At 62.7% G+C, this 17,143-nt stretch carries 18 protein-coding genes and 1 pseudogene; 9 read left to right on the top strand and 10 right to left on the bottom strand.

The genetic code is table 11. The features are described from left to right. The 6 genes and pseudogenes from CFE35_RS21025 to CFE35_RS21000 all read left to right on the top strand — a co-directional run. On the top strand, positions 1-388 hold a 388-nt coding region (locus tag CFE35_RS21025; protein WP_292933671.1), incomplete at its 5' end, for a hypothetical protein. A 387-nt stretch (positions 389-775) separates the two neighbouring features. Beyond that, on the top strand, positions 776-1,021 hold the full coding sequence (locus CFE35_RS21020; protein ID WP_292933669.1) for a hypothetical protein: 246 nt from the start codon (positions 776-778) through the stop codon (positions 1,019-1,021). A gap of 56 nt (positions 1,022-1,077) precedes the next feature. Continuing rightward, on the top strand, positions 1,078-2,352 hold the full coding sequence (locus CFE35_RS21015; protein ID WP_292933667.1) for a VapE domain-containing protein: 1,275 nt from the start codon (positions 1,078-1,080) through the stop codon (positions 2,350-2,352). A gap of 365 nt (positions 2,353-2,717) precedes the next feature. After that, positions 2,718-3,899, top strand: coding sequence for a site-specific integrase (locus CFE35_RS21010; RefSeq protein WP_292933665.1), 1,182 nt, complete (start codon positions 2,718-2,720; stop codon positions 3,897-3,899). A gap of 286 nt (positions 3,900-4,185) precedes the next feature. Continuing rightward, positions 4,186-4,311, top strand: a pseudogene (locus CFE35_RS21005) (S-adenosylmethionine:tRNA ribosyltransferase-isomerase); the annotation flags it as partial. A gap of 397 nt (positions 4,312-4,708) precedes the next feature. After that, complete coding sequence (locus CFE35_RS21000; RefSeq protein WP_292933663.1) at positions 4,709-6,337, top strand: calcium-binding protein; 1,629 nt, start codon at positions 4,709-4,711, stop codon at positions 6,335-6,337. A gap of 52 nt (positions 6,338-6,389) precedes the next feature. On the opposite strand, the gene CFE35_RS20995 is transcribed toward CFE35_RS21000, so the two are convergent. Then, positions 6,390-7,160 (bottom strand): TSUP family transporter, encoded by a 771-nt coding sequence (locus tag CFE35_RS20995; RefSeq protein WP_292933661.1) that lies wholly within the window; start codon positions 7,158-7,160, stop codon positions 6,390-6,392. A 61-nt stretch (positions 7,161-7,221) separates the two neighbouring features. On the opposite strand from CFE35_RS20995, the gene tgt reads away from it, so the two are divergent. Further along, complete coding sequence (tgt, locus tag CFE35_RS20990) at positions 7,222-8,349, top strand: tRNA guanosine(34) transglycosylase Tgt (protein WP_292933660.1); 1,128 nt, start codon at positions 7,222-7,224, stop codon at positions 8,347-8,349. Positions 8,350-8,490: 141 nt separating this feature from the next. Continuing rightward, positions 8,491-9,432 (top strand): stealth family protein, encoded by a 942-nt coding sequence (locus CFE35_RS20985; RefSeq protein ID WP_292933658.1) that lies wholly within the window; start codon positions 8,491-8,493, stop codon positions 9,430-9,432. Positions 9,433-9,550: 118 nt separating this feature from the next. Here the strand turns inward: CFE35_RS20985 and rpsD are convergent, their stop codons facing one another. The 9 genes from rpsD to CFE35_RS20940 form a co-directional block, all read right to left on the bottom strand. Then, complete coding sequence (rpsD, locus tag CFE35_RS20980) at positions 9,551-10,162, bottom strand: 30S ribosomal protein S4 (RefSeq protein ID WP_292933657.1); 612 nt, start codon at positions 10,160-10,162, stop codon at positions 9,551-9,553. Between the two features lie 225 nt (positions 10,163-10,387). Beyond that, positions 10,388-11,128: an RNA methyltransferase gene (locus CFE35_RS20975; protein WP_292933673.1), complete on the bottom strand. Its 741-nt coding sequence runs from the start codon at positions 11,126-11,128 to the stop codon at positions 10,388-10,390. After that, the gene (gene nrdR, locus CFE35_RS20970) at positions 11,122-11,598 is read right to left on the bottom strand and encodes a transcriptional regulator NrdR (RefSeq protein WP_292933656.1); all 477 of its coding nucleotides are present in this window, start codon (positions 11,596-11,598) and stop codon (positions 11,122-11,124) included. The genes CFE35_RS20975 and nrdR overlap by 7 nt, the downstream gene beginning before the upstream one ends. A gap of 9 nt (positions 11,599-11,607) precedes the next feature. Beyond that, positions 11,608-11,811 (bottom strand): hypothetical protein, encoded by a 204-nt coding sequence (locus CFE35_RS20965; RefSeq protein WP_292933655.1) that lies wholly within the window; start codon positions 11,809-11,811, stop codon positions 11,608-11,610. Positions 11,812-11,813: 2 nt separating this feature from the next. After that, a complete protein-coding gene (gene glyA, locus CFE35_RS20960) occupies positions 11,814-13,124 on the bottom strand; it encodes a serine hydroxymethyltransferase (protein ID WP_292933653.1) in 1,311 nt (436 codons plus the stop codon). A 14-nt stretch (positions 13,125-13,138) separates the two neighbouring features. Continuing rightward, the gene (rpiB, locus tag CFE35_RS20955) at positions 13,139-13,576 is read right to left on the bottom strand and encodes a ribose 5-phosphate isomerase B (protein WP_292933651.1); all 438 of its coding nucleotides are present in this window, start codon (positions 13,574-13,576) and stop codon (positions 13,139-13,141) included. A gap of 130 nt (positions 13,577-13,706) precedes the next feature. Further along, positions 13,707-14,483 (bottom strand): enoyl-CoA hydratase, encoded by a 777-nt coding sequence (locus CFE35_RS20950; protein WP_292933649.1) that lies wholly within the window; start codon positions 14,481-14,483, stop codon positions 13,707-13,709. A gap of 164 nt (positions 14,484-14,647) precedes the next feature. Continuing rightward, positions 14,648-15,829 (bottom strand): VWA domain-containing protein, encoded by a 1,182-nt coding sequence (locus CFE35_RS20945; protein WP_292933647.1) that lies wholly within the window; start codon positions 15,827-15,829, stop codon positions 14,648-14,650. 65 nt (positions 15,830-15,894) lie between these two features. Beyond that, complete coding sequence (locus CFE35_RS20940) at positions 15,895-16,317, bottom strand: GFA family protein (RefSeq protein WP_292933645.1); 423 nt, start codon at positions 16,315-16,317, stop codon at positions 15,895-15,897. Between the two features lie 80 nt (positions 16,318-16,397). Between CFE35_RS20940 and CFE35_RS20935 the strand changes: the two genes are divergently transcribed. Beyond that, positions 16,398-17,138, top strand: coding sequence for a glutathione S-transferase family protein (locus tag CFE35_RS20935; RefSeq protein ID WP_292933644.1), 741 nt, complete (start codon positions 16,398-16,400; stop codon positions 17,136-17,138). Positions 17,139-17,143 lie beyond the last annotated feature (5 nt).

Genomic DNA, 17,143 nt, shown 5'->3' with positions numbered 1-17,143 from the left:
GACCCTAACCGGTCGGGGCTTTTTTCATATGGGAGCTACCCACATGCACATCATCACAAACGTTGCCGCACTGGACGCGGTGACGGACAAAGCCCTGCGCCCTATCCTCGCGCAATACCGCGAACTCTTGGATCTTGCCGCTCTCTTTATCGTCCAGCCGGGCGATACCCTGCACACCCTGCATCAGGCACGCGGCTGGCCGTTTGAGTACTGGGAATTCATCCTCCACCATGCGGGCGGCTTTTTCGAAGCGGTGTTCGTTATCAGCGACGACGGCGCTGGCCATGTGGTCCTCGTTCCTGACCTCCCCTCAATCGACAGCGGCTTGCTTACTCTGTGCAAGGCTCACGCGGTCCCAGCCGTAGAGGTAGATGCCGAAAGCGGATGATCCTCCCGGCGATGCTCTCGCCTGCGCGAATCCATGCGGCTCATGGCTGGCTGATTTCACAGCAAGCCGATTCGTGATTCGCTCATGGGGTTGCAAAATCGGATCGACCGCCACCGGTGGGAATGATCAGCCTGCTCGTCAAGAAGGTAGCGAATGGCACATAAACCTCAGTGACCAGAGTGACTGTGCTGAAAGCCCGTTGGCCTTAGAAAATAAATTTTATCAGGCCACAGTATCGTAACTTCAGAAGTGCCTGTTTTCGTCGATGTCGGCGTGTTGACACCCAAAAAATCTCTGTCACGAAGGCCTCGGTTGCGCCGGTCTAGGCCAAGTAACCGCTGTCCCACCAGTGGGATCGCTCTTTGACATCGTTAAAAGGAGAATACAATGCATTCGCAACTGTTGCGTCGCGCACCCGATATTGCGCGTCACTTCGTCGGCATCTGGAATGACCACGAACAGGCACTGGCCAAGATTGCTCTGCCATACCTTCATCACATCATGGAGGCAGAGCTCGCAGCCGGGGCGATGGCGCCGATGGAACTCGCGGTCAAACTCAGGCGCATGGTGCCAAACCTTCAATGGGGCACCGCGCACCGACTGGTCGATCTATCGTATCCGGCCAGCAATTGACCGTCATCCGGTGGAGGGGATCCGTCCCCTCCGCCACCACTCATGAACCGAAGGAATTGATCATATCTGAAAACATCACTTCAAACCTGCCTACCGAACGGAGTTCGAACTTTGACCCGGCCACCTTTCCCGACAAGCCAAGGGGACCGGGCGGCAAACTACCCGCGACGCTCGACAACTTTGTGCATCTCATGGAAGCGCACGGCATCACGATACGCTTCAACCAGCTCAAGAAGGTTGCGGAAGTTGTTGTGCCCGGCCTGACCGTCACCAACCAGAACCGTGAGGAAGTGACGGCCACCTACCTCGAAAGCCTCATGATCCGTCACGGAATGTCGCCGGTTGATGCGGGACGCTACACTCTCGCCATGGCCGATCGCCATACCTACGACCCGTTTGCCGAATGGATCGACAGCAAGCCTTGGGATGGCACCAGCCGCATGCCCGCTATCTGCGGAACCATCACAACGACCCCGGACTATCCCATGGGCTTCGCCAATGTGCTCATCATGCGCTGGCTGCTGAGCATCGTTGCCGCCACATGCCACGGCCCCGGTTTCCATAGTCGCGGCATTCTCACCCTGCAGGGCGGGCAGGGCATAGGCAAGACCAGTTGGTTTGGCCGCCTCGTTACGCCAACGCAGCTTCGCGAGGATGCCGTCAAACTCGGTCACGGGTGGGATTTCGGGAGCAAGGACTCTCGCCTTTCCGCGCTTGCCCATCGCATCGTGGAGTTTGGTGAACTTGAGGGCTCGCTCCGCAAGGAACTGGCCAGCCTGAAGTCCTTTGTTACTGACCGATCCGACAAGATCAGAGCGCCTTATGCTCGCCGCGCTGCCGACTATCCCCGCACAACCGTGTTCGGTGCGTCGGTGAACGATGACACCTTCCTCAACGATCCCACCGGCAACAGCCGCTTCTGGACCATTGGAGTCGAGACCATTGATTATGGCCACGAGATCGACATGCAGCAGGTCTTTGCCGAACTTAAGGTCCGCCTCCGTGAGGGTGCCAAATGGTGGCTGACACCCGACCAGGAGGCCCAGTTAGCCGAGATCAACGCGCGCCACGAGATCGTCAGCGTGGTTGGCGACAAGATCGCGGCGCAACTGGATACGGACCGTATCGGTGAACAGGGTCTGCCGAAGCTGCGAGCGATCGAGGTGTTGGTAAAGGTCGGCATCGAGCACCCGACCAACCGCCAGCTTAAGGAAGCCAATGTTGCGCTACGCTCGCTGCTGGGCGAGTCCAGACGCATTCGCGGGGCCAACTATTGGGATGTGCCTTTCATGAAGCCGGGCGCTCGCATGCAGGATCTGGAAGTCTACTAATCGGCGCGGGGAAGTGGAAGCGCGCGAAACGACCGGGATCGCACGATCAGGAAAACCGGCATCGCGGAAGTTTTCCGGACTTCTGCTTCCCCCGCCACCACCCTGCCAAAGATATTGAAAAGCAATGATTTAGACCTTGATCTGGGGGTGGCACCCGCTGGTGGGGGGGGGAGGGGGCGGCACGCTCTCAAAATTTCCCTCGCGCGGCCTTTGCGGGGCGCGCCAGCCTGACCGCCAACCCTCGCGCCAACTACCCGAAAACTGCCGTTGTAGCCCCACCGGACGCCGAAACCGCGCCTCCGGTACCTTACCCCTTCGCGGGCCTGGGCGGCGCTCTGCGGCACATCAACGAAAGGAGCATGCAAATGCCAATCGCAAAACTTGATTCCGCCTTCTGCACCACGGCCACCTGTCCGGAAGGCAAAGACAAGATTGACTACTATGATGAAACCCTCGCGGGCCTGATCCTCACGGTCCAGCAGACCGGGCGCAAGACCCTCAGCCTGCGCTACCGCGATGAACACAACCGCCAGCGCCAGTACAAGCTGGGCAACTTTCCCGACATCTCATTCGACAAGGCCAAGCGTGAAGCCCTCAAGGTCCGTTCGCGCGTGGTCGTCGGCGAGAACCCAGCCGAGGAGCGCCATGTCACTCGCCGCATTCCGACGATCGCCGAACTAGCTGAACGCTATCTGGAATACGCCCGCTCCTACAAGCGCAGCGCCGACATCGACGCCCGCTATCTCAAGCACCACCTCATCCCGCGCTTTGGCAAGATGCACCTGGACGAAGTGACGCAGACCGAAGTGGTGGAATGGCTCGACAGCAAGGTGAGGGGCGACGGCTATGCCCAGGCCACAGTTAACCGCTGGCATGTCATCCTGTCGCACATGTACCGTCTGGCGAAGCATTGGGGTGTTCCCGGATCGGAGCGCAATCCGCTGCAAGGTGTGCCGCAGAAGCCTTGTAACAACGAGATCGAGCGCTTCCTGACCTCGGAGGAGGCCGGGCGTCTGCAAGCGGCGGTGGAGGCCAGCGCCAACACACAGCTAAAGTATATCGTCGCGTTGCTGCTGCTCACCGGCTGCCGCAAGCGTGAGCTACTTGACGCCAAGTGGGAGGAGTTCCAGCTCGATCGTCAGATGTGGCGCATTCCGATGCAACGCGCCAAAACATCGAAGACCCGCCATGTCCCCCTGTCAAAGGCGGCAATGGAGGTTCTTGCGCAAGTGCCGCGCTTCGAGGGATGCCCCTACGTTGTGCCCAATCCCGAGACCCTCAAGCCGTTCTGGTCGGTATACCACTGCTGGGACAAGGCGAGGAAGGCGGCGGGCTTGCCGGACGTCAGGATGCACGACCTGCGCCACAGTGCGGCATCCAACCTCGTGAACAGCGGACAGTCGCTCTATGTGGTTGGCACCATTCTCGGGCACGCGCAGACTAAGACCACGGCCAGATACGCCCATCTTGCTTCGGAGACCCTGCTGGCGGCGGCAAACGCTGCGGCGGATCACATGGGCACCGACTGGGCACGTACCGCAAGTTGATCCTTCCCCGGCCATCCCTTTCGTTAGATCGAACTAACGGAAGGGGTGGTTGGGGATTTTCTCCTTCTATTTTTTGCCGCCCCCGGAATCCGGCTCATCGCCGGGAATGGGCGGTGGTTGGTTGGAGCGGGCAGGGGCGTGGCTGGCCAAAGCGTGCTCGCCTTTGGAAACGGCAGGATTCGGAATCCGTCACCGATGGGTGATGGGTGGTTGGTGTCAAAAATTGTGACTTAAAATCAGAAGTTTGCGTTGAAAATTATCAACTTTAAAACCTATATGGTTAAATCTGATGATGCTGGTCAGTGCGCTGATGGGAATCGAGCGGATGCAGGCGGCTTATGCGCACGCCGTTGCGAACGAATACCGCTTCTACAGCTATGGCGATTCGAGTTTGCTGCTGCCGGGGGAATGAGCTGTAAGCTCTTTGCCCCGGTGCGGCCTCAGGCGATCATCGGCAGGTCTGGATAGGCGGGCGCGGGATGGGCGCGCGCTAGGCCGGGCGGTTGCGACTGCCGCTGTTTCGCCAATTCCGTCGTCATCGCAGGAGAAAGCGCCGGTGGCGCTGTTGTAGATGCTCCAGTCACCGGTATCGTGCGCGCCGACAGTGCATAAATACGGTTAGTAGTTCCAAAGTTACGGTGGTTCGACCGGGCCAGTCCTCCAATCCGTCAACGTAGTGCCATACAGAGTTCCGGCCCACGCGATTGACCAAGGGTCTTTACCAAGGGTCGTAGCGTTCATTTCATTTCGGGCGGCTCATCCTGGCGGCACCGGCACACGGCCTATTCAGGCCATCGAGGAGCTTACCTATGGCCATCACTCCCACCTTCACGCTCGTCAACACAGCAGGCATGGACCAGGCCGTGGTCGACCAGTTTCAAGCCGTTACGGCGGCTGCGATCGCCAATTGGGGTGCGGCGCTAGCCGGGGATGCAGCAGTTTCGGTGCGTATCGAGTTTTCTGGCGATACGTCGGGCCACACGTTGGAAGCGCGCTGGGGCAACGGGCTTATCGTGCAGCAGAATACCGATTTCGGCTATGTGATCGGCGGCGCGACCGCCGATCTGCAAGGGGCCGTTGGCCGCCTGGCGACCGATGCCGATATCTGGATCAAGGTCGATCCAGTTTATATCAGCGGCGAGCTGTTTCTCGATGCCACACCGCAGACGCGCGATGATGTGCCGCTTGATCGGACCGACGGACTTTCGGTGGTGATGCAGGCTGTCGGCCACGCGCTCGGCTTCTCAGGCTACTTCAACGAAACCGACAGCACATACGCCTACAATCTCAAGACGGCCTATGATGCCCGGCTGGTGGTGACCAATGGCGCGGTCACCTTCGATGGTCCGAACGTTCGCGCCGTGCTGGGCAATGCCGTACCGCTGACACCGGGCGCCTATCGCGGTTATGGCACGACGGACGGCGATCCGGCCACGAGTGGAGATCTGCTGCTCGGGCTGATGAACGGCGTCGCCTATCACCGCGGATATGGCTACACGATCAGCGACCTGGATCTGGCGTTCATGGCCGATATGGGTATCGGCACGACACGGGATGATATCCTGAACCTTGCCTGGTCTCCCGCGATGCACGGCGGAGCGGGTAACGACACGATCTCAGGCGGCAACTTCGACAATATCCTGACCGGAGACGCCGGCAACGACATCGTTCGGGGGCGTGCGGGTAACGATCGTCTTGAAGGCGGCGCGGACAACGACACGCTCGATGGTGGACGGGGCAACGATGTCATGTTCGGCGGCTCAGGCGACGACACGTATTTCGTCGATGCCGCGGCCGACGAAGTTTACGAGACGCTGACCAGGAAGCCCACCGACGCGAACGATGCTGGCGGCACCGATACCATTTCCAGCAGCGTGGCTTTCAGCTTGGCTGCCCGGAATGGCACCCGCTTTGTTGAGAACCTGACGCTGACCGGCAATGGCGACAGCACTGGAACGGGCAATGGCTTGGCCAACGTCATCACCGGCAACGGGGGCAACAATATGCTTTCCGGCGGCGCTGGCGATGACGTTCTGCGCGGCCTGGGAGGAAACGACAAATTGAGCGGCGGTGATGGCCGCGACACGCTGATCGGTGGTGCGGGGGCGGACCAGTTTGTGTTTGCGGTGCCAGCCACGGAAGCCGCCATGCGCGACCGCATTGCCGATTTCAGCCATGCCGAGGGCGATCTCATCCGGCTGAAGCAGGCCGCGTTTGCCGGGATCGGCCATACCGGTGCGCTGACGGCCGCCGAATTCCATGCCGCAGCGGGTGTGAGCCAGGCCCATGATGCCAGCGACCGGATCATCTACAATACGGCGACAGGCGAACTCTGGTATGATGCCGACGGCACCGGCGCAGCGGCGCAGGCCGTGCAAGTGGCGCTGCTGACCCGGCATCCCGACCTGGTGGCGGGCGATATTCTGATCTTTGCCTGAGCGGGCTAGCCGCGCGTCATTTGTGCGACAATCGGTTCAAAACAGGGCTCTCTTATCCGGCAAACCACCCCCAGACCAGCCGCCCGGTGAGCGCGAGGCTGGCGGTGACGAGCAGCGGGCGGATCAGCGCTGCGCCGTAGCGGGTGGCAAGCCGCGTGCCGATCAGCGCGCCCACCATCGAGCCCAAGCCCATGCACAGGCCCAGCAGCCAGATCACTTGTCCGCCCAATGCAAACACCACGAGGCTGGCGGCATTGCTCGCCAGGTTGAGCAGCTTGGTGAGGCCCGTGGCGCGGGTGAGGCCAAGACCGCGCAAGGCGACGAGCGTGGCGGCGAAGAACTGGCCGGTGCCAGGGCCGAAGAAGCCATCGTAGAAGCCGATCCCGCTGGCGACGGGGAGATAGCCGCGCTCGGTGATGCGCGGCTCGCGCGGGGCGTCGTCCATCCGGGGGGAGAGCAGCGTGTAGAGCGCCGCACCCATCAGCAGCAGCGGGACGACGAGGCGCAGGATGTGCGCATCGAAGTGCTGGATCACCAGCGCGCCCGCGCCCGCGCCAAGGAATGCGGCGGCCGTGGCCGGGAGATTGGGCCTCAGCGCAAACAGCCCGGCGCGGTGATAGCGCGTGGTGGCGACGGTTGCGCCCATCGCCGATTGCAGTTTGTTGGTGCCGAGCATCAGGTGTGGCGGCAGGCCGGCATAGATCATGGCCGGAATGGTGAGCAGCCCGCCGCCGCCCGCGATAGCATCGATGCAGCCTGTCAGCACCGCAAGGCCGGTGAGCGCGGGATAGAGCCAGGGGGCGAGGACGAACGCTTCGTGCATTTGCGCCCCATGGCGTTTGTGCGTAAGGGCCACAAGCTCTGCTGCACCCGAGAACCTCCCGATGACCCGCTTTTCCTTCAGCGTCCACGCCACCGATGGCCGCGCGCGCACCGGTGCGATCACCATGCAGCGCGGCACGATCCGCACGCCAGCGTTCATGCCTGTGGGCACGGCGGGTACGGTCAAGGCCATGAAGGTGGAGGATGTCGCGGCCACCGGGGCGGATATCATCCTCGGCAACACCTACCACCTGATGTTGCGCCCCGGCGCGGAGCGGATGGCGCGGCTGGGCGGGCTGCACCAGTTCATGCGCTGGGACAAACCGATCCTGACCGACAGCGGCGGCTATCAGGTGATGAGCCTTTCGGAACTGCGCAAGATCACCGAGGAAGGCGTGACCTTTGCCAGCCACCTTGATGGATCGCGCCACCTCATCAGCCCCGAACGTTCGATGGAGATCCAGCGGCTGCTGGGCAGCGATATCGTGATGGCGTTCGACGAATGCCCGCGCGCCGATGCCCCGCGCGATGTGATCGCGCGCAGCATGGAAATGTCGATGCGCTGGGCCAAGCGCAGCCGCGACGGCTTCGATGCGGGCGGCGAGCATGCGCAGCGCGCGGCGCTGTTTGGCATCCAGCAAGGCGGGCTGGATGAGCAACTGCGCGGCGAAAGCGCGGATAAGCTGCGGGGCATCGGCTTCGATGGCTATGCCATTGGCGGGCTGGCGGTGGGCGAGGGGCAGGAGGCGATGTTAGCCACGCTCGATTTCGCTCCGGGCCAATTGCCGGAAGATCGCCCGCGCTATCTGATGGGCGTGGGCAAGCCCGACGATCTGGTCGGCGCGGTGGAGCGCGGGGTCGACATGTTCGATTGCGTGCTGCCGACGCGGTCTGGCCGCAACGGGCAGGGCTTCACGTGGGATGGCCCGGTGAACTTGCGCAACGCGCGCCATGCCGAGGATACGGGACCGCTCGATCCGGATTGCACCTGCCCGGTTTGTGCGAAGTACAGCCGCGCCTATCTCCACCACTTGCACAAGAGCGGTGAGATGCTGGGGGCGATGCTGCTGACCGAGCACAACCTTTCATTCTACCAGCAACTGATGGCCGCGATGCGCGCCGCGATTGCCGAAGGGCGGTTTGCGGCCTTCGCGGCAGCTTTCCGCCAAAGGTATCTGGCAAAGCGTTAGAACCAGGCCGATAGTGGGAGGCGGCGGCTCTGGCGGCGATGGGGTGCGCTTTTGCTGCCGGGCAAAACCCGACCAATCCGGGCAATGGGCACCTTAAGGCCAGATTGACGAGCGCGCTGGGACGGATACGAGCGGCGCACCATGTTCGATGTTGATGCTGTTATTACCTGGGTGGATGGATCCGATCCTGCGCTTGCGCGCAAGCGCAATGCCTATCTTTCCGATGCGAAAACGCCGCTGCATGACAACGGGATCAATCCGCATCGCTGGGTGTGCAGTGATGAACTGAACTTTTGCCTGCGCTCCATTGCCAACAACGCGCCGTGGGTGCGGCGCGTGTGGATCGTGACGGACAGCCAAGTCCCTGAAATTGCGCCGCTGCCGGTGGAGTTTGCGCGCAAGATCACCATCGTCGATCATGCGGTGATCTTTGCTGGTTACGCAGAGGCCTTGCCGTCGTTCAATTCGCTTTCCATCGAAACCATGCTCTGGCGCATTCCCGGGCTGGCTGAGCGCTTCCTCTATTTCAACGACGATGTATTCCTGACAGCACCGGTCAGCCGCGACGATTTCTTTGCCGATGACGGACCAGTGCTGCGCGGCAGATGGACCGATCACTCATCGCTCGCCAATTGTTCTGCTTCACGCGATGAGGCTAGTCTGCTTAATCATTTCAATCAGATCAATGCTGCAGCTATGATCGGGTATGAAGCCGATCATGTGTTTGACAGCGCGCATGTGGTCCACCCCATGCAATGTTCGGTCATGGCGGGGCTGTTTGACGCGTTCTCTGAAGAATGTCGGCGCAATGCTGGTTTTCGGTTCCGCGACACGGCGCAATTTCTGCCGCAAAGTCTGCATAACCACGCCTGTCTGGCATTGGGCCGCGCGACCATTCTGGATACGCGCGATTATCTGCATGTGGCTGTCGGTGCGTTGGACCGCTGGTCGGACGAAGATGTTCACGCTTATCTGGGCGGTGCGGAGCGCCATGAAATCAAGTTCCTGTGCGTGAACGATCTGCCCGAAGTGGAGCGCAAGTTTCCCGAGGCGAGGGTGTGGATTGAAGCCGCGATTGCCTGAGGAAGCAGGTGCAGCCAGAGGCCAAACGTAACATTGCAGAGACGCGTTGATCGTGGCGGCAACAAAAAAGGCGGAGGTTTCCCCCCGCCTTTTTCGTGTTCGTTTGTGAACCGCCGGATCAGCGCGAGTAGAACTCGACGACCAGGTTCGGTTCCATCTTCACCGGGTAGGGCACTTCATCCAGCGTGGGCACGCGGACGAAGGTGGCCTTGTCGGCTTCGGCGACGACGTAATCGGGAACGTCACGCTCGGCCAGCGACTGGGCTTCGGCGATGAGCGCCATTTCCTTGGCCTTGGGGCCGAGGGTCAGGATATCGCCGGGGCGCACGCGGCGGCTGGCGATGTTGCACTTCACGCCGTTGACGCGGATGTGGCCGTGGCTGACGATCTGGCGGGCCGCGAAGATCGTCGGCGCGAACTTGGCGCGATAGACGATCATGTCGAGGCGCTGCTCGAGCAGGCCGATCAGGTTCTGGCCGGTATCACCCTTCATGGATGCGGCTTCCTGATAGGTGCGCTTGAACTGCTTTTCGGTGACGTCGCCGTAGTAGCCACGCAGCTTCTGCTTGGCGCGCAGCTGAATGCCGAAGTCCGACACCTTGCTCTTGCGGCGCTGGCCATGCTGGCCGGGGCCATAGGCGCGGCGGTTGACCGAGCTCTTCGGGCGGCCCCAGATATTCTCGCCAAGGCGGCGGTCAATTTTATGCTTTGATGCCTTGCGCTTCGACACAGGCAGTCCTTTCAATTTGCTATGGGGCCTGCGCTGGGCTGGCCCGATGGTGATCCAGCCTTGAGGCCGGGGTTTCGTAGACCCGGAACCGCACCATTGCCCCCTGCGGGGAAATGCGGCCACTGCTTCACCGGGCGTGCAGGGCCAATTGCGAAGGCGCGCCTAGACCAGTGATAGCGGGGAATGTCAAGGCTGTGATTGCCCCTCTCCCCTGAAGGGGGAAGGCTATTTCGGCTCGCGGGGGCCGGGTTTGCGCATCAGCGTGGTCAGCACACCGCGCATCGTGCGCACTTCGAGGTGGTTCCAGCCGGGCTTGGTCAGCATGGTGCGCAAGGTGCGGTGCGTCACGTCTGCCCGGCTGTAGGGTTCGAAATAGCCGCGCGGTTCAAGCAACTGGGTGAAGTGGCCGATCAGACCTTCGAGTTCCTCCTGCGGTGCAGGGGGGAGAAGGGGGTCTTCGGCCGGGGGCTGGGTCAGCCCGGCGGAGGCGTGCTTCGACCATTCATAGGCGCACAGGATTACCGCCTGCGCGAGATTGAGCGAGCCGAATTCGGGATTGATCGGCACGGTGATGATGCTGCGGGCGAGCGCGACATCGTCGGTTTCAAGGCCGGAGCGTTCGGGGCCGAAGACGAAGGCGGTGCCGCCGACCGCGCTGACGGCTTCCCTGGCGGCTTCCTCGGGCGTGAGCACGGGCTTGGTCACGCCGCGCTTGCGCACCGTGGTGGCATAAACATGCGCGCAGTCCGCCACGGCTTCGGCGAGGGTTTCATAGACTTCGGCGTTGGCCAGCACCACATCCGCACCAGCCGCCGCAGGCCCGGCGCTGGGATTGGGCCAGCCATCGCGCGGAGAAACGAGGCGCATGCGGGTCAGCCCGAAGTTCAGCATGGCGCGCGCGGCCTTGCCGATGTTTTCGCCCAGCTGCGGGCGGACGAGGACGATGACGGGCGTGTTGTTCACGATCCGCCCACTTCGCGCACGGTGCTGGCGAATTCCTCGAAATCGCGGGCTTCGGTGAAATCGCGGTAGACGGATGCGAAGCGGATATAGGCGACGCTATCGAGCTGGCGCAGGCCTTCCATCACCATTTCGCCGATCTGGCGGCTTTCCACTTCGGCATCGCCCAGCGTTTCAAGCTGGCGCTGGATGCCCGAAACGAGCCGTTCGATGCGTTCGGCGCTGACCGGGCGCTTGCGGCAGGCGAGCGCGACGGATTGTTCGATCTTGGCGCGATCAAACGGTTCGCGGCGCGGGTCGCGGCCATCGGTGCCGCTTTTGAGGATCATCACTTCCCGCAGTTGCACGCGCTCGAACGTGGTGAAGCGCGCGCCGCAGCCCTCGCACTGACGGCGCCGGCGGATCGAGGTGTTGTCCTCGCTCGGCCGGCTGTCCTTTACCTGGCTTTCTTCATGGGCGCAGAACGGGCAACGCATCAGGCGGTGTTACTTGATCCGCTGCCAGAACGCGTAACCGGCACCAACCGCAAGGCCGAGGGGAAGTGACACGAACGGCAGGAGCGCACCGGCCACCGCGCCGATGCCAGCGCCGACCAGCACTGGCTTGGTCGAAGGGTGCGCCATGCCCTCCTTGGCCATGCCTTCGATTTCAGCCTTGGCGCGCGCGGCCATATCGTCGTTGCCTGCCATGATCACATCTCCGGATAGATCGGGAAGCGGGCGCACAGCGCCTCGACCTTGCTGCGCACGGCCTGCTCCACCTGACCATCGCCTTCATCGCCATTGCGCGAGAGGCCATCGACCACTTCGGCGATCAGCGCGCCGATCTGCCGGAACTCGTCCTCGCGGAAGCCGCGCGTGGTGCCCGCAGGCGTGCCGAGGCGGATGCCCGAGGTGACGAACGGCGAGCGGGTATCGAAGGGGATACCGTTCTTGTTGCAGGTGAGCCAGGCGCGGTCGAGGCCCTTTTCGGCGGCCTTGCCGGTCACGTCCTTGGGGGTGAGATCCACCAGCATCGAGTGGTTGTCGGTGCCGCCCGAGACGATGCCAAGCCCGGCGTCTGCCAAGCTCGCCGCAAGCGCGCGCGAATTGGCGACGACCTGATGCGCATAGGCCTTGAACTCAGGCTTCAGCGCCTCGGCAAAGGCGACGGCCTTGGCGGCGATGATGTGCATCAGCGGGCCGCCCTGCATGCCGGGGAACACCGCCATGTTGATCTTCTTGGCCAGCGCCTCGTCGTTCGTCAGGATCACGCCGGAACGCGGCCCGCGCAGGGACTTGTGCGTGGTGGTGGTGACGACATGCGCGTGCGGGATCGGCGAGGGATGCGCGCCGCCTGCAACGAGGCCGGAGATATGCGACATGTCGACCAGCAGGTAAGCGCCGATCTCGTCCGCGATGGTGCGGAAGGCTTCCCAGTCCCACACGCGCGAATAGGCGGTGCCGCCTGCGATGATCAGCTTGGGCTTGTGCTCATGGGCCGTGGCGCGGACCGCATCCATGTCGATCTGGTGGTCTTCGCGGCGCACGCCGTAGGCGACCGGCTTGAACCACTTGCCCGACATGTTGACCGGCGAACCGTGGGTGAGGTGGCCGCCCGAATTGAGGTCGAGCCCCATGAACGTGTCACCCGGCTGAAGCAGCGCGAGGAACACGGCCTGGTTCATCTGGCTGCCCGAATTGGGCTGCACGTTGGCGAACTCGCAACCGAACAAGGCTTTGGCGCGCTCGATGGCCAGCGTCTCGACGACGTCGGCATATTCGCAGCCGCCGTAGTAGCGCTTGCCGGGATAGCCTTCGGCGTACTTGTTGGTGAACACCGAACCGGCCGCTTCGAGGCAGGCGAGGCTGGTGATGTTTTCCGACGCGATCAGCTCGATCTTGGTCTGCTGGCGGTTCAGCTCACCGCGGATCGCGGCGTAGACTTCGGGATCAGCCGCAGCGAGGTGTTCGGTGAAGAAGCCGACTTTGCGGATTTCCATTGCGGGGGCAGCAGCGTTCATCAGCGGGGCTCCTTTCAGAAGGCAGGGTTGGAAAGCTTGGCAGCGCGGCCTTCATGGCGGCCGCCGAGAAAATCGCCTGCGAGGAAAGCTTCAAGGCAGGCCTTGGCCATTTCGGGGCCGATCACGCGGGCGCCCATGGCAATGGCATTGGCGTTGTTGTGCGCGCGGCTGAGCGAGGCCGAGAGTGGCTCGCCGACGAGCGCGCAGCGCAGCGCCGGATGGCGGTTCACCGCGATGGATATGCCGATGCCCGAACCGCACAGCGCAACGCCGCGCTCCGCGGCGCCAGAGGCGACGGCTTCGGCCAGCTTGTAGCCATAATCGGGATAGTCGACGCTGGCGGTGCTGTCAGGACCGAGGTCGAGCACTTCGTGGCCGAGCGCGGCAATATGGGCGACGAGTTCGGCCTTCAGATCGAAGGCGGCGTGATCAGAGGCAATGGCGATGCGCATGGGCGGGCGTCGGCTTCCTGCAGCGGGGGATTCGCGTATCCAGCGCGCTTTAGGAGGGTTGGCCCGGCTTTGCCAGTCCGGCTGGTTGCCTTAAGTGCAGTATAAGCAATAATGATGGAAGCGCGTGCGTTCAGCGCCAGACGGGTGCGCGCTTTTCAAGGAAGGCTTCGATGCCTTCCGCCGTGTTCTCGTCCATCATGTTCTGCGCCATCACTTCAGCGGCGAGGGCATAGGCTTCGGCGCGGTGGACTTCACGCTGGGCATAGAACAGCGCCTTGCCGCGGCGGATCGCGTCCGGGCTCTTGGCGGCGATGGTCTGGGCGAGCGTGTCGATCGCGCTGTCGAGCTGGTCTGCCGGGACGGCGTGGTTGATCAGGCCCCAGCTTTCGGCAGTCTGCGCGCTGATGAACTCGCCCGTCACCAGCATTTCGAATGCGGGCTTGGCCGGCACGTTGCGGGTGAGCGCGACGGCGGGGGTGGAGCAGAACAGGCCGACATTGATGCCCGAGACGGCAAAGCGCGCGTCCTGGCTGGCGATGGCGAGATCGCAGGCACCGACGAGCTGGCAGCCCGCGGCCGTGGCGATGCCGTGGACGCGGGCGATGACGGGTACGGGCAGGGCGACGATGGCTTCCATCACTTCGGCGCAGGCGGCGAAGAGCGTGCGGTAATAGTCCAGCCTGCGCTGGCCGTGCATCTGGCGCAGATCGTGCCCGGCGCAAAAGGCCTTGCCCGCGCCCGAGAGCACGACGCAGCTGATCGCAGGATCGGCGGCGAGGCTGGTCAGTTCGGCCTTGAGCGCGGCGAGGAGGTCTTCGCTCAGCGCGTTGTACTGGTTCGGGCGGTTGAGCGTGAGATCGACGCGGGTGCCGGTGCGGCGAACCTCGAGAATTTCGTTGTCTGACATGGCGCGCGACCTCTCCTGGTTTTCAGGCAGTCTTACGCCTGTGGGGGCGGGGATCAAGTCCGGCGAAATACCCCTCCGTCTCGCTTCGCGAGCCACCTCCCCATTTTCGCGGAACGCGCAAATGGGGAGGTGGCCTGCCGCAGGCAGGTCGGAGAGGTTCTACTTCAATGCTTCTTGCGCGTCAGCTCGCGCATCGCCCCATCGAGGCCTTCGAGGCTGAGCGGGAACATCGAGCCGCCGACGAGATCCTTGATCATCTTGGTCGACTGCGAATAGTTCCACTGCTTTTCGGGCACGGGATTGAGCCAGACGGTGGCCGGATAGGTCTGCGCCACGCGGTGGAGCCAGACAGCGCCGGCTTCCTCGTTGAAATGCTCGACCGAGCCGCCGGGGTGGCTGATCTCGTAAGGGCTCATTGCCGCATCGCCGACGAACACGATCTTGTAATCGTGGCCATATTTGTGGAGCAGATCCCAGGTGTTGGTGCGTTCGGACCAGCGGCGCTTGTTGTCCTTCCACACGCCTTCGTAGAGGCAGTTGTGGAAATAGAAGAACTCCATGTTCTTGAATTCCGCCGTGGCGGCGCTGAACAGCTCCTCGACCAGCTTGATGAACGGGTCCATCGAACCGCCGACATCGAGGAATAAGAGCAGTTTGACCGCATTGCGCCGTTCCGGGCGCATCCGAATATCGAGCCAACCCTGCTTGGCGGTGCCTTCGATCGTGCCGGGCAGATCGAGCTCGTCGGCATGGCCTTCGCGTGCGAAGCGGCGCAGGCGGCGCAGCGCGATCTTGATGTTGCGGGTGCCGAGCTCCTTGGTGTTATCAAGGTTGGCGAACTCGCGCTTTTCCCAGACTTTGATCGCGCGGCCATGCTTCGATTCGCCGCCGACGCGCACGCCTTCGGGGTTGTAGCCGGAATTGCCGAACGGGCTGGTGCCGCCAGTTCCGACCCACTTGTTGCCGCCCTGATGGCGCTCCTGCTGCTCCTCGAGCCGCTTCTTGAGCGTCTCCATGATCTCTTCCCACGAGCCGAGGGCCTTGATCTTCTCCATTTCCTCTTCGGTGAGGAACTTTTCGGCGACGGCTTTGAGCCAGTCATCCGGAATATCGACCGGGCGCTGGCCGTAGTCCGTCAGCAGGCCCTTGAAGACCTTGTTGAACACCTGATCGAACCGATCGAGCAGGCCCTCGTCCTTCACGAAGGTGGCGCGGCTGAGGTAGTAGAACGCCTCCGGCGTCTGCTCGATCACGTCCTTGTCGAGCGCTTCGAGCAGGGTAAGATGCTCCTTGAAGCTGGCCTTGATGCCCGCAGCGCGCAGCTCGTCGATGAAGTTGAAGAACATGGGTGGTAGGGCCTCGCTCGCGTCTTAACCGGATGATTAAGGCGAATGGGGGGCTGGGGCAAGTCTTACGAGGCAGGCGGCGGAGGCGGCTGCTTGGCGTGGCGATCGATGCCCTCGGGGAACACCGCCCAGTCCGGTGCGTCGTCGGTCCAGATCACCATTTGCGGGGTGAGATCGTGCGGCGGCGTGATGAAGCCGACGCGCATGGTGCGGAACTGCGGGCGGGCGGAGACTTGCGCCATCACGGGGGTGCCGCAGGCGGGGCAGAACGACTGGGTAAGGGTATTGCCGCTGGCGGCGGTGTAGGCATGGGCGGCGAGCGTGCCGGTGATCGTCACGTTTTCGGTCAGGAACATGGCGTTGGTGCTGTGCGATCCGCCCGCGAGTTGCTGGCACTGGCGGCACCAGCACTGGCGCACCGCGATGGGCGCGTCAGCGGCTATCTCGGCGGTGACGGCCCCGCAGGCGCAGCGTCCGGTATAGGCCATGGCGTTCCCTCCGATTGGGTATTGTTAGTGTACCATACAATTTGTAGGCTGCGGGCAACCTGGAGAGGAAACCCATAACCATGCTCAAGCTCTACAGTTTCGGCCCCGCTGCCAACTCGATGAAGCCGCTGCTCACGCTCTATGAGAAGGGCCTGACGTTCGAGAAGAACCGGCTCGATCCGGCAAAGTTCGAACATCATACCGACTGGTTCAAGGCGATCAACCCGCGGGGCCAAGTGCCGGCGCTGGTCGATGGCGCGCATGTGATTACCGAAAGCACGGTGATCTGCGAGTACCTTGAGGATGAATACCCGACAGCCGTTTCGCTTCGCCCGGCGACCTCGGCGGGCAAGGCGGCGATGCGCGTTTGGACCAAGTGGGTGGACGAGTATTTCTGCTGGTGTGTCTCGACCATCGGTTGGCACCGCTATGTGGGCAACATGGTGAAGGCGCTTTCGGACGCGGAGTTCGAGGAGAAGGTGAAGGCCATTCCGGTGGTGGAGCAGCAGGTGAAATGGCGGCGCGCGCGCGAGGGCTTTCCGCAGGACATGCTCGATGAGGAAATGCGCAAGATCGGCTATTCGGTGGAGCGGCTGGACGCGCACTTGCGCGAGCATGAGTGGCTGGTGCCGGGGCAGTATACGCTGGCGGATATCTGCAACTTCGCCATCGCCAACGGGATGCAGTTCGGGTTTCCCGAGTTCGTGAGCAAGGACAAGACGCCGGGTCTGGTGCGCTGGATCGAACAGATCAATGCGCGCCCGGCGGTGAAGGCGATGTTTGCCGAAGTGGAGCTGGAGAAGCTTGGGCCCCGGGATTGATCCCG

Source organism: Novosphingobium sp. PASSN1 (assembly GCF_002278815.1).
The sequence above is the reverse complement of the archived record's forward strand: the minus strand, read 5'-3'. Positions and strand labels throughout refer to the sequence as shown.